The organism is Novosphingobium sp. (assembly GCF_965228995.1).
In the GTDB taxonomy this organism is placed as follows: domain Bacteria; phylum Pseudomonadota; class Alphaproteobacteria; order Sphingomonadales; family Sphingomonadaceae; genus Novosphingobium.
Genome location: NZ_OZ245852.1, coordinates 3,105,433 through 3,117,803, shown reverse-complemented (window position 1 = coordinate 3,117,803; position 12,371 = coordinate 3,105,433). Strand labels below are relative to the sequence as shown.

Annotated in this window: 11 protein-coding genes; 6 read left to right on the top strand and 5 right to left on the bottom strand. The window is 66.0% G+C overall.

Features of this window, described 5'->3' with window-relative positions:
• Positions 1-81: 81 nt before the first annotated feature.
• The 4 genes from ACO056_RS14175 to ACO056_RS14160 all read right to left on the bottom strand — a co-directional run bounded on the left by ACO056_RS14175 (position 82) and on the right by ACO056_RS14160 (position 3,140).
• A complete protein-coding gene (locus ACO056_RS14175; RefSeq protein WP_421847816.1) occupies positions 82-498 on the bottom strand; it encodes a PEP-CTERM sorting domain-containing protein in 417 nt (138 codons plus the stop codon).
• A 140-nt stretch (positions 499-638) separates the two neighbouring features.
• On the bottom strand, positions 639-1,205 hold the full coding sequence (pth, locus tag ACO056_RS14170; protein ID WP_421847814.1) for an aminoacyl-tRNA hydrolase: 567 nt from the start codon (positions 1,203-1,205) through the stop codon (positions 639-641).
• Between the two features lie 95 nt (positions 1,206-1,300).
• Positions 1,301-1,909: a 50S ribosomal protein L25/general stress protein Ctc gene (locus ACO056_RS14165; RefSeq protein ID WP_421847812.1), complete on the bottom strand. Its 609-nt coding sequence runs from the start codon at positions 1,907-1,909 to the stop codon at positions 1,301-1,303.
• Positions 1,910-2,210: 301 nt separating this feature from the next.
• Complete coding sequence (locus tag ACO056_RS14160; RefSeq protein ID WP_421847810.1) at positions 2,211-3,140, bottom strand: TraB/GumN family protein; 930 nt, start codon at positions 3,138-3,140, stop codon at positions 2,211-2,213.
• Positions 3,141-3,227: 87 nt separating this feature from the next.
• Between ACO056_RS14160 and ACO056_RS14155 the strand changes: the two genes are divergently transcribed.
• The 3 genes from ACO056_RS14155 to ppdK all read left to right on the top strand — a co-directional run bounded on the left by ACO056_RS14155 (position 3,228) and on the right by ppdK (position 9,238).
• Positions 3,228-4,142 (top strand): glycine--tRNA ligase subunit alpha, encoded by a 915-nt coding sequence (locus tag ACO056_RS14155; protein ID WP_421847808.1) that lies wholly within the window; start codon positions 3,228-3,230, stop codon positions 4,140-4,142.
• Positions 4,139-6,499 carry a glycine--tRNA ligase subunit beta gene (glyS, locus tag ACO056_RS14150; protein ID WP_421847806.1) on the top strand — a complete coding sequence of 787 codons (2,361 nt, stop codon included), beginning with the start codon at positions 4,139-4,141 and terminating at the stop codon, positions 6,497-6,499. The genes ACO056_RS14155 and glyS overlap by 4 nt, the downstream gene beginning before the upstream one ends.
• A gap of 63 nt (positions 6,500-6,562) precedes the next feature.
• Positions 6,563-9,238: a pyruvate, phosphate dikinase gene (gene ppdK, locus ACO056_RS14145; RefSeq protein ID WP_421847804.1), complete on the top strand. Its 2,676-nt coding sequence runs from the start codon at positions 6,563-6,565 to the stop codon at positions 9,236-9,238.
• Between the two features lie 93 nt (positions 9,239-9,331).
• Here ppdK and ACO056_RS14140 read toward each other — a convergent pair whose 3' ends face one another.
• Positions 9,332-10,132, bottom strand: a complete 801-nt coding sequence (locus ACO056_RS14140; RefSeq protein ID WP_421847802.1) for a class I SAM-dependent methyltransferase — start codon at positions 10,130-10,132, stop codon at positions 9,332-9,334.
• Between the two features lie 79 nt (positions 10,133-10,211).
• Here ACO056_RS14140 and ACO056_RS14135 point away from each other — a divergent pair, with 79 nt between their 5' ends.
• From ACO056_RS14135 to ACO056_RS14125, 3 genes are all read left to right on the top strand, one after another.
• Positions 10,212-10,985, top strand: a complete 774-nt coding sequence (locus tag ACO056_RS14135) for a double zinc ribbon domain-containing protein (protein WP_421847800.1) — start codon at positions 10,212-10,214, stop codon at positions 10,983-10,985.
• 483 nt (positions 10,986-11,468) lie between these two features.
• Complete coding sequence (gene hisI / locus ACO056_RS14130; protein ID WP_421847798.1) at positions 11,469-11,804, top strand: phosphoribosyl-AMP cyclohydrolase; 336 nt, start codon at positions 11,469-11,471, stop codon at positions 11,802-11,804.
• Positions 11,805-11,932: 128 nt separating this feature from the next.
• Positions 11,933-12,361 carry a MerR family transcriptional regulator gene (locus ACO056_RS14125; RefSeq protein WP_421855519.1) on the top strand — a complete coding sequence of 143 codons (429 nt, stop codon included), beginning with the start codon at positions 11,933-11,935 and terminating at the stop codon, positions 12,359-12,361.
• Positions 12,362-12,371: the final 10 nt, after the last annotated feature.

Genomic DNA, 12,371 nt, shown 5'->3' with positions numbered 1-12,371 from the left:
CAATCTGCCCAGCCGGTCCTTCACGGGTCGCATCGCGGACCCGTGAAGGACGTCGGTGGGGCAAGGGATGGCGCAATAAGTTCAGCGGCGGCGGCGGCGCGCCATGGCGAGGCCGACGAAGCCAAGGCCCATCATGCCGAGCATGCCCGGTTCAGGGACGGGGGTGCCGCCCGAAGTGGTGGTGCCGCCCGATGTGGTGGTTCCGCCGGTCGTCGTGGTGGTGCCGCCAGTCGTGGTCGTCCCGCCGGTCGTGGTGGTGCCACCCGTGGTGGTCGTGCCGCCAGTGGTTGTGCCGCCAGTGGTTGAAGTGGTGGTGGTGCCGCCCGTGGTGGTGGTGCCGCCAGTCGTCGTCGAGCTCGTGCTCGAGCTGCCGCACATGGCGGCACCGGCCGGGTGGCCGCAATTGCAGTAGTGCGTGTGCTTGGTCCAGGCCGAAGCCGGCTGGGTCAGCATCGCGGTGCCGAGCAGCGCTGCCGAGGTAAGCAGAATGCGTTTCATGGTTCAGTTCCCTTGCCAATAAACCGTGGTTAAACTTTGACAAAGCAAACATGATGCCAACTGCGCTTTTCTGCCGTTTTCGCTGGTTAACGCCTGTTTGGATGTTACGTAACTGTAAGCGTGACCGACTCCGGATCCGCTTAATTCTGGCGCAGCGCAACATCGTTCGTGAAGCGCGCATCCGCCCCGGAAGCGAGCCATTCTGCCTCTGCAGCCACCGCGCCGAGCATCGAGATGAGGTCGTCCTGCTCCGCCTTGGCGAAGTTGCCGAGGACGTACCCGGTCACCCGGTCCTTGTGGCCGGGATGCCCGATGCCGAGCCTTACGCGGCGGAAGTCGGGGCCGATATGCTGGTCGATCGAACGCAGGCCATTGTGTCCGGCATGGCCGCCGCCCTGCTTCACCTTGACCTTGAAGGGCGCAAGGTCGAGCTCGTCATGGAACACCGTCAGCGCGTCGGGCCCGAGCTTGTAGAAGCGCAGCGCTTCGCTCACCGCGCGGCCGCTTTCGTTCATGAAGGTGGCGGGCTTGAGCAGGATGATGCGCTGCGCACCGATCCGGCCATCCTGCGCCCAGCCCTGGAACTTCTTCTGGACGGGGCCGAAGGAATGCACCTCGGCGATGGTGTCGAGCGCCATGAAGCCGACGTTGTGCCGGTGGAGGGCGTATTGCGGTCCGGGATTGCCGAGGCCGACCCAGAGCTGCATGGCGAGGGCCTCCCTTGATCAGGCGGGGGGAAGGGGCGTTGGTGCCGGTCCCTTCCGCCAAGGGAAGGGACCGGGCATCCAGACGCGGGCAGCGATCAGGCCGCCGTGGTCTCGTTGTCGCCCTCGGTGCTCTTGAGCGCGGACGGGGCAACGATCGTGGCAATCGTGAAGTCGCGGTCGGTGATCGCGGAGCGCGAGCCAGCCGGCAGCGTGACGCTGCTGATGTGGATCGAATCGCCGATATCCACGCCCGAGACGTCGACAGCGATGTCGTCGGGGATCTTGTCGGCTTCGCAGATCAGCTCAAGCTCGTGACGCACGATGTTGAGCACGCCGCCCTTCTTGAGGCCGGGCGACTTCGCTTCATTGACGAAAACCACCGGAACCGAAACTTCGACCGGAGCATTGGCCGAAACGCGGAGGAAATCGGCGTGGAGCGGACGCTCCGAAACCGGGTGGAAGGCAACGTCCTTGGGCAGCGTGCGAACGGTTTCGCCGCCGACGGTGAGCTCGACGATCGAGTTGAAGAAGTGGCCGGTGCCAAGCTGGCGGCGCAGTTCCTTTTCCTCGACGTGGATCGCAACGGGATCCTGATTGCCGCCATAGATGACGGCGGGTGTGCGGCCTTCGCGACGAAGTGCACGGGAGGCTCCCTTGCCAGCCCGTTCACGCGTCTCGGCCGGCAGATGCAGCGTATCGCTCATGTGTCCGTACCTTCACGTTTATGTGTTCAACCGATTTCCTTGCGCCACGCCTCCAGGGATGACCATGCACGCAGGAAGCGGGGCCCTTAGCGTCTGCGGCGGAAAATGCAAGCAGAAGCGGCGGAAGGATGGGGTTCGCGCGGAGGCGCGGAGGCGCGGAGGAGAAAAGGGTAAAGGGTTCGCGCAGAGTTCGCAGAGATCGCAAAGAGGCTGCGCGCCGCAGGCATGAATGGCTCTTCAGCGCATGCGTGATGCCAATAGCGCTAGACATCTCCGCGCCTCTGCGCCTCCGCGCGAAACCTCAATACACCCGCTTCACCTGCCACCCACGCGCTTCGAGCAGGCGCGGGAGGCCGTCGATCCCGGCCACATGCGCCGCGCCCACCGCGATGAATGGCCGCGTGCCCGCTTTCAGCATGGCGTTGATCTGGTCCGCCCAGGCAAGATTGCGCCGGGTGAGGAGAGCGGCGCGCAGTTCCGGATCGGCGAGGAAGCCGGTCTGCGCCTCGCGCGCGATGCCCAGTTCATCGCCGCGCAGCCACAGCGCGAGCATGTCCTTGTCGTCATCGCGATTGTCCGCCGCTTCGTGCGCGACCTGCTCCAGCAGCACGGTCTGCGCGCGCGGCGGGAGCGCATCGAAGATGCCGAACTGGCTGTCGATCGTCTCGAGCCCCGTGACCGGCTTGGCGCCGATCACCTTGCGCAGTTCGGGTTCGACGCCGTTGTCAGGCTCCATGCCCTGCTTAAGCCCGCCGATCGCCGCGATCTGCAGCGCGACCGCCCAGCTTTCCTGATCCTTGAACTGCCCGTCGTTCAGCGACAGGTCCTTGTAGACCCGCGTCAGATCGCTGCGGAACTTGGGGCCGACGCGCTCGCTCGGCGGCGGCAGGCCGGGGGTGAAGGCAAGGCGGCCCAGCGCTTCGCCCGCAATTTGCGGATTGAGCGGCTCGCCGATCTCGAGCACCAGCCGGTCCGCCCCGGTAATCGCGCTATCGATGGCAGGGCGGCGCCACTGTGTGCCGGGGGGCAGCGAATGGACGGTGCCGAGCAGCCAGCCGTGAACGCCGGTGCTGTCCGAAATCGCCCAGAGTGCGACCTTGGCCGGCTCTGCCGGTGGCGGCTTGGCCGCCCCGCAGGCCGCCAGCGCGATCAGCAGGCAGCCGGTCAACAGCTGCATGAGCCGGGCGAGAGGGGAGGTGCGGCGCATCATGGCCGCATCGGGATGGACCATGCGCGCAGCAGAGGCAAGGACCGCGCTGATGCCGGATGATTTGCCGCAGTTGATTTGAACGGGCCAATCCGCCAAAGCGCCGGGGCCATGGCTGATACTGCTAACCCCGCTTCCGCCCCTCTCAGCGTTCAGGACATGATCCTCACGCTCCACGCCTATTGGGGTGCGCGAGGCTGCCTGATCCTCCAGCCTTACGACATGCGCATGGGTGCGGGCACGTTCCATCCGGCGACGACGCTGCGCGCTTTGGGGCCGGAGCGCTGGAATGCGGCCTATGTCCAGCCAAGCCGCCGGCCGACCGATGGCCGCTACGGCGAGAATCCGAACCGGCTGCAGCACTATTACCAGTATCAGGTGATCATGAAGCCGAGCCCGCCGGACTTTCAGGCGCTCTATCTTGGCAGCCTGTTCGCCATTGGCATAGATCCGCTGCTCCACGATATCCGCTTCGTCGAGGACGACTGGGAATCGCCCACGCTCGGCGCCTGGGGGCTGGGCTGGGAAGTGTGGTGCGACGGCATGGAAGTCTCGCAGTTCACCTATTTCCAGCAGATGGGCGGCTTCGATTGCAAGCCGGTCGCGGGCGAACTGACTTACGGGCTCGAACGCCTCGCGATGTATATTCAGGGCGTCGACAATGTCTACGACCTCAAGTTCAACGCGGCTGGCGTGAGCTACGGCGAGGTGTTCCTCGAAAACGAGCGCCAGATGTCGAAGTGGAACTTCGAGGTGGCGGACACCGAGACGCTGTTCGAAGGCTTCCGCCGCGCCGAGGCCGAATGCCGCAAGGCGCTTGAGGCCGGGGTTCCGATTGCCGCCTACGAGCAGGCGATCGAGGCGAGCCATCTGTTCAACCTTCTGCAGGCGCGGGGCGTGATCTCGGTGCAGGAACGCGCCAGCTACATGGGCCGGGTGCGCGATCTCGCGCGCGGTTCGTGCGAGGGCTACATGGAGAAGTACCGCCCCGAATGGGAAGCGAAGTTCCCGGGGTGGACGGCATGAGCCCAATGACCAACACCGCTGATTTCTTGCTCGAACTGCGCTCGGAAGAAATCCCCGCGCGCATGCAGGCCGGCGCGCGCGCCGATCTTGAAAAGCTGTTCCGGCGTGAGATGCAGGCAGCTGGCCTTGCCGTCGGCGAAGTCACCGTGTGGTCCACTCCGCGCCGCCTTGCGCTGATCGCGCGCGGCCTCCCGCTCGCGACGGAAGCGGTGCACGAGGAAACCAAGGGCCCGCGCACGTCCGCGCCCGAACAGGCGCTCGAAGGCTTCCTGCGCAAGACCGGCCTCACCAAGGACCAACTCTCCGAGCGCGACGGTGTATGGTTTGCCGTGGTCGAAAAGCCGGGCCGCGCCGCAGCGGATGTACTGGCCGAAGCGATCCCTGCGATCATCCGCGCCTTCCCCTGGCCCAAGTCGCAGCGCTGGGGCGAGGCGAGCCTTGCGCCGGATTCGCTGCGCTGGGTGCGCCCGCTTTCGGGCATCATCGCGCTGCTTGGCGGCGAAGTGGTGCCATGCGAGATCGGTGGCATCCGCTCGGGCCGCACCACAATGGGCCACCGCTTCCACCACAGCGGCGACATTTTGATCGAAGGCGCGGACGACTACGCTGCGAAGCTGCGCGATGCTCACGTCATCGTCGATCATGCCGAGCGGGAAGGGATCGTCCGCGAAGGCGCGCGTCAGGCTGCCGCAGAAGCGGGTCTCATGCTGGTCGAGGACGAGGGCCTCGTCATCGAAAACGCCGGCCTCACCGAATGGCCCGTGCCGCTGCTCGGCCGTTTTGACGAGGCTTTTCTCGAAGTGCCGCCCGAAGTGATCCAGCTCACCGCGCGGGTGAACCAGAAATACTTCATCTGCCGCGATAGCGCCGGAAAGCTCGCCAACGCCTTCGTCTGCACCGCCAATATCGCGGCGCACGATGGCGGCGCGGTGATCGTCGCGGGCAACCGCAAGGTCCTCGCCGCGCGCCTTTCGGACGCTCGCTTCTTCTGGGAGCAGGATCGCAAGACGCCGCTTTCCGTGCAGGCCGAAAAGCTGGCGCGGATTACGTTCCACGAAAAGCTGGGTACGGTCGCCGACAAGGTTGCGCGAGTGGCCAAGCTGGCGGAATGGCTGGCGCAGGACGGCATTGTCCCTGACTGCGACCCAGTGCAGGCCCGTCTCGCAGCAGAGCTTTGCAAGGCCGATCTCGTCACCGAAATGGTTGGTGAGTTCCCCGAACTGCAGGGCCTGATGGGCGGATACTACGCCCGCGCCGAAGGCCTGCCCGATGCCGTCGCCGATGCGATCCGCGATCACTACAAGCCGGTCGGGCAGGGCGATGATGTGCCCACCGCACCGGTCACCGTGGCCGTGGCGCTGGCGGACAAGCTCGATACGCTGGCAGGGTTCTTCGCCATCGACGAAAAGCCGACCGGCTCGAAGGACCCCTTCGCGCTGCGCCGCGCGGCATTGGGCGTGATCCAGATCCTGCTGACCGCGCAGGTTCGCTGCAATTTGGCTGCGGTGTTCCGCGGCGCCATCGCCAGCGTGTTCCGCTCTGTGCTCGACCGTGCCGTCGCAGGCGATCCGAACTTCGCGATGTATATCGAGAAGGTCTGGAAGGTGCAGCCGCACCCCTCGCTGCCTGCGGCAGAGTTTGCGGCGCGGATGGACGACTTTGCGGCAGAGCTTGGCGATTTCGAAATCAAGCTCGAACCCTATTCCGAACTCGCGCTTGAATTCCTGCGCGCAGCGCCGACGGTGATGAGCAAGACGCCCTCCGCGCTCGTCGCCTTCTTCGCCGACCGCCTCAAGGTCCAGCAGCGCGAAGCCGGTGTCCGTCATGACCTGATCGATGCCGTGTTTGCACTCGGCGGGGAGGACGATCTCGTCCGCGTGCTCGCCCGCGTCGATGCGCTGCAGGCCTTCGTCGGGACCGAGGACGGCGTGAACCTCCTCGCCGGCTACAAGCGCGCTGCCAATATTCTCAAGAAGGAAAGCTACACCGCCGAAGCGGTCGATATTCCGCAAACGGGCGAGGAAGATCCGCTCGTTCTCGTGGACGATCCCGATCTGCGCAGCGTGGCGGCCCAGTTCGTCCATCCGGAAGGAAGCTATGCGCACGAACCCGCAGAGCAGGCCCTGATCGATGCGCTCGATGCCGCCGAACCCCGGGCCGAAGCGGCCGTCGCGGCGGAGGATTTCACCACCGCCATGGCCGCGCTCGCCTCGCTGCGCGCGCCGATCGACGCGTTCTTTGAAGGCGTTACCGTCAACGATCCCGATCCGGCCAAACGGGCAGGGCGGCTCGGACTGCTTGACCGCTTCCGTGCTGCAGTGCACAAAGTTGCGGACTTTTCCCGCATAGAAGGCTAAGGGCCGGACCGAATCCGGCCCTTACCGGACAAGTACGACACACGCAGGGAGCCGCTTGGTCCTATGAGCGCATACGTATTCCATTTCGGTGCCAATGACCTTGGAGCTGCCACGAACAGCGATCCCCGCTCGCGTGACAAGACCATCACCGGCGGCAAAGGTGCAAACCTCGCGGAGATGGCCGGCATCGGCCTGCCAGTGCCCCCGGGCTTCACGATCAGCACCGAAGTTTGCACCGCCTATAATGCCGCCGGAAAGTCCTTCGACGACGATCTGCGCGCCGGTGTTGCGGGCGGCGTTGCCCATATCGAGAAGGCCACGGGCCGCGTGTTCGGCGATCCCGCCAACCCGCTGCTCGTCTCCGTCCGCTCGGGCGCGCGGGTTTCAATGCCGGGCATGATGGATACCGTGCTCAATCTTGGCCTTAATGACGCGACTGTCGAAGGCCTCGCCGCCGGATCGGGTGACGCGCGTTTCGCGTGGGACAGCTACCGCCGCTTCATCCAGATGTATTCGGACGTGGTGCTCGGCCTCGATCACCACCGCTTCGAAGATGCGCTGGAAATCGCCAAGGAAGACAATGGCTTCTTCGCCGATGTCGAAATGAGCGCCGAGCATTGGCAGGCGCTTGTCGGTGAATACAAGGCCATCGTTGCCGAAGAGCTCGGCCGCCCGTTCCCGCAGGATGTGCATGAGCAGCTCTGGGGCGCAATCGGTGCGGTGTTCGATTCGTGGGAATCGGACCGCGCCAAGGTCTATCGCCGCCTCAATGCCATTCCGCATGATTGGGGCACCGCGGTCAACGTGCAGGCCATGGTCTTCGGCAACATGGGCGAAACTTCGGCCACCGGTGTCGCGTTCACGCGCGATCCCGCCACCGGCGAGCGTGCCTATTACGGCGAATGGCTGGTCAATGCACAAGGCGAAGACGTCGTCGCCGGCATCCGCACCCCGCAGTACCTGACCAGGGCCGCGCGCGAGCGGGCGGGGGCCAAGCCGCTCTCGATGGAAGAGGCGATGCCCGAGGCTTATGCCGAGCTCGCCCGCGTGTTCGATCTGCTCGAGCTCCACTACAAGGACATGCAGGACATCGAGTTCACCGTCGAGCAGGGCAAGCTGTGGATGCTGCAGACCCGCTCGGGCAAGCGCACCGCCAAGGCCGCGCTCAAGATGGCGGTGGACATGGCACGCGAAGGCCTGATCGACGAGGCCACTGCGGTGAAGCGCGTCGATCCCATGGCGCTCGACCAGCTCCTCCACCCCACGCTCGATCCTTCCGCCCCGCGCGAAGTGCTCACCCGCGGGCTGCCCGCCTCGCCGGGCGCGGCCACCGGCGTGATCGTGTTCGATGCCGATAGCGCCGAACACCGCGCGCAGATGGGCGAGGACGTGATCCTCGTGCGCATCGAGACCAGCCCCGAGGATATCCACGGCATGCACGCCGCCAAGGGCGTGCTCACCGCGCGCGGCGGCATGACCAGCCACGCCGCCGTGGTCGCGCGCGGCATGGGCCGCCCTTGCGTTTCGGGCGCCTCGGGCCTCTCGATCGACATGGCCACCCGCACCGCGCGAATGGGCAACCGCGAGGTCAAGGAAGGCGAAGTCATCACGCTCGATGGTTCGAACGGCGATGTCATGCTCGGCGCCGTACCGATGGTCGAACCCGAACTGGTCGGCGATTTCGCCGTCCTCATGGAGTGGGCCGACAAGCACCGCCGCATGAAAGTGCGCGCCAACGCCGAAACCCCGCTCGATTGCCAGGTTGCGCGCCAGTTCGGCGCCGAAGGCGTCGGGCTCTGCCGCACCGAACACATGTTCTTCGATGCGGGCCGTATCTCTTTGGTGCGTCAGATGATTTTGGCCGAGGACGAAGCCACCCGCCGCCGCGCGCTCGATTCGCTTCTCCCTGAACAGCGCGCTGATTTCACCGCGATCTTCGAAGTCATGGCCGGGCTTCCCGTCACCATCCGCCTGCTCGATCCGCCGCTTCACGAGTTCCTGCCGCATGGCGAGGCCGAATTTGCCGAGCTATCGGAAGCGACTGGCCTTGGCGTCGATCACCTGAAGCGCCGCGCCGCCGAATTGCACGAGTTCAACCCGATGCTCGGCCATCGCGGCTGCCGTCTCGGTATCACGTTCCCCGAAATCTACGAAATGCAGGCCCGCGCGATCTTCGAAGCGGCCTGCGACGTCGCGGAAAAATCGGGCGAGGCGGTTGTCCCGGAAGTCATGATCCCGCTCGTCGCCACGCGGCGCGAGCTGCAGATCCTGCGCGCGCTGGTCGACCGCGCGGCGCAAGGCGTCTTTGCTGAAAAGGGCCGCACGCTCGAATACCTCGTCGGCACGATGATCGAGCTGCCGCGCGCCGCGCTGATGGCGGGCGAGATCGCCGAGGAAGCGAAGTTCTTCTCCTTCGGCACAAACGATCTCACCCAGACCACGCTGGGCGTCTCGCGCGATGACGCTGCCCGCTTCCTCGGGCCCTATGTCGAGCAGGGCATTTACCCGCGCGATCCCTTCGTCAGCCTCGATATCGAAGGCGTTGGCCAGCTTGTCGAAATGGCGGCGTCTCGCGGCCGTGATACGCGGCCTGATATCAAGCTCGGCATCTGCGGCGAACATGGCGGCGATCCGGCTTCGATCGCATTCTGCGAGCAGGTCGGGCTCGATTACGTCTCGGCGAGCCCCTACCGCGTGCCGATTGCCCGGCTGGCAGCGGCGCAGGCGGCTTTGGGGTAAATCTTTCCATCTCGTCATTCCCGCCTTCGCGGGGATGACGAAATGGGAGTTACGGGATGCAAGGCCAGGTCCTTGCTTGCCGGAAGCGCTCGTTCAGAACTTCGGCGGCCGTAGTGCCTTGTTCCAGCCGCTGAGCGTCAGGATCGCAAACCGCTCGGTCACACGGCCATCCGCATCCGCCATCGCCGCAAAGGCCGCCGCCGCGCGGGCCAGCCCCGCCTTTCCCAGCGGTGGCCCCGGCCGGGCCAGGCAATTGCCGAGGCCAGCCGCGCGCAAGTCGCCAACGAGGCGGCGGAGGCTGCGGTAGCGCACGTCGAGCATGCGGCTGTCGCTCATCGGCTCGGCAAAGCCGCAGCGCTGAAGAAGGTCGCCCCCGGCGCGGACGTCGACTTGCGGATGGAGCCGCGCAGCAGGTCGTTCGCCATCGGTTTCGGCCATGATGGCCCGCAGCGCAGGGACGCTGCCCGCGCCGCACCAGCTCATGATCGCAAGGCCGCCGGGAGCCAGCGCGCGGCGGATATGGAGCAGGGCGCCGGGCAGGTCGTTCACGGTGCCGAGCGTGCCGAGATGCGCGATCAGGTCGTACCCGGTCTCGGGCAGGGGCAGTTCCTCGTCGATGGCCTGCTCACCGGGCCTGGGCGCAGGATCGCCGCGGGCCACGGCTGTGCCGCGCGCGGCGAGCGCTTGCGCCAATTGTCCCGTCGTATCGCCCACGACAAGCGCACGCGCCGGTTCGTGCCGCAGGAAAGCGAGGCGATCGAGCACATCGTCGGCCATGTCCTCGGCAAGGAAGCGCGGCGCATCGGCGCGCTGTTCGAGGCTGCGCATGCGTGCGCGAGCAGCGCGGCGGCGGGTGGGCGCGAAAATGGTCGGGGGAGGCGGGGTGCTGGCCATCGCATCCGCCCCTGCCGCGCGGCGGCGCGCTTGCCAAGCCCCCTTGCCAATCGCGCGGCGGTGACAGAAGCTTGGTCTGATGGCAAAGCCCGCGTTCCTCATCCCGCTTATCGATCTGGTGTTCCCGCCGCGCTGCCCGCTGTGCGGCGACGCTTTGGCGCAGCAGGGGGGGCTCTGTGCGGCGTGCTGGATGAAGCTGGCCGTGCCAGGCGAGCCTGCCTGCAGCACCTGCCAGCGCCCGCTGGGGGAGAGCATGGTGCGCAGCGGCGAACTCCAGTGCGCGCCCTGCATGGCCGATCCGCCGCGCCATGCCGGGATCGCCGCCGCAACACTCTACAACGACGCCGCGCGCGAGCTTGTCCTTGCGTTCAAGCGAGGCAAGCGCATTGCGCTGGCGGACTTGCTCGCACGGCTGATGGTCGCGCGTCTGCCGGCTCTGGAAGGCGAATGGTTGGTGGTTCCCGTTCCGCTCCATCGCTGGCGGCTGTGGGAGCGCGGGTTCAACCAGTCCGCCCTGCTGGCCGAACGGATCGCCCGGACGATCCAGCAGCCCCTCGTTGTCGACGGGCTGGAGCGCCGGAAGCGCACACCTTCGCTCGGCGGGCTGGGCAAGCGCGCGCGGGCCGAGGCGCTGCGCGGGGCGATCAGCGCGTCCACGAGCCGCGCTGGCCGGCTGAAGGGCGCGAACGTGTTGCTTGTCGATGACGTGATGACGAGCGGCTCCACGACCGATGCGTGCCTTGCCGCACTGCGCAAGGCGGGCGCTGGCGATGTGCGGATTGCCTGTTTTGCGCGGGTGCTCGACGAAGCTCTCGATCACGTAAGCCGGGAACCGGCGCCCCTGGCTGCCTGAGCCAGCCTGAAACACGAAACGCCCGGAGCGTTCACTCCGGGCGTTCCCGTGACGATCTCTGATCGGATCAGCCCCATCCTTGTCACGGCCCGCCCCTCGCGGCCCCCAGCTTGTGCTGGCATGTGACGGATGGCGGCTGCTGCCGAAATCCCTGAAAGCTGTTCCGCTGACCGCGCCGCCTATCCCATTGCCGGGAGCGGCACCACCAACGGGCCCCATGTTTATATCAACCCTGAACTCTGGCCACTTTGCCAACGCCCGAACGTTTATCCGATGCGCTTCGCGGCTCCCTCAAGCCGCAAACCGTTCATCCGCCATTGCAGGGCGTGGTAAAAGCGCCTTGTACGGAACCCGTGGATTTTGGCGGGGGCATGTGGTTATCCTGCAACAAAATGATACCCCCGTGGGCTCCAATCGCGAAAGGCCTGTCCCATTTCCACGCAATCTCCCGAAACCGAGCTCCGTGAGCAGGGTGCGGTGTTCATGCCGCGCTTCGATTCGACCGGGCTCGTCACGGCCATTGCGGTCGATCACGCCAACGGCTGCCTGCTGATGGTGGCACACATGGATGCCGAAGCGATTGCCCGCACGCGCGAGACCGGCTTTGCGCACTTTCATTCGCGTTCGCGGGGGCGGCTGTGGATGAAGGGCGAGACATCGGGCCATGTGCTCAAGGTTATCGAGATCCGTGTTGATTGCGATCAGGATGCACTGGAACTCAGGGTCGAGGCAGCGGGCCCAGCCTGTCACACGCTGGCGCCCTCGTGCTTCTATCGCCGCCTGGGCGGAGATGGGACGCTGGAGCGGATCGAAGGTTGACGCTTACGTAAAGGGTAGTTAGGTCCCGAGGTATGTCCTCGCGTCCCATCACCACGAGTCCAGAGCGGGTGCCCACCGTCCCGACCCGGCGCGCAGATCCGGCCCGCAGCGGCGACCACACCGGCCACTTGCACCAGCCCGATGCCCTGTCGCGCGAGCAGTTCACGATTTCCGATCTTTCGAGCGAATTCGGCGTCACCGCGCGGGCGCTGCGCTTCTATGAGGACGAGGGGCTGATCGCGCCGACTCGGGCCGGCCTCGCGCGCATTTATTCCAAGCGCGACCGGGCACGGCTCGCGTGGATCATGCGCGCCAAGAACGTGGGCTTCAGCCTTTCCGAAATCCGCGACATGATCGATCTCTACGATCTGGGCGACGGCCGCGCTAAGCAGCGCCGGGTGACGATCGACAAGTGCCGCGAACGGATCGACAACCTCAAGCGCCAGCAGGCCGATATCAATGCGACGATTGCCGAACTGACCAGTTTCGTGGCGTTGCTGATCGAGCGCGAGAAGCTGGAAGGCCGCCCGCTCGATCTGGGCACCGATCCCGAATAACACCTGAGAG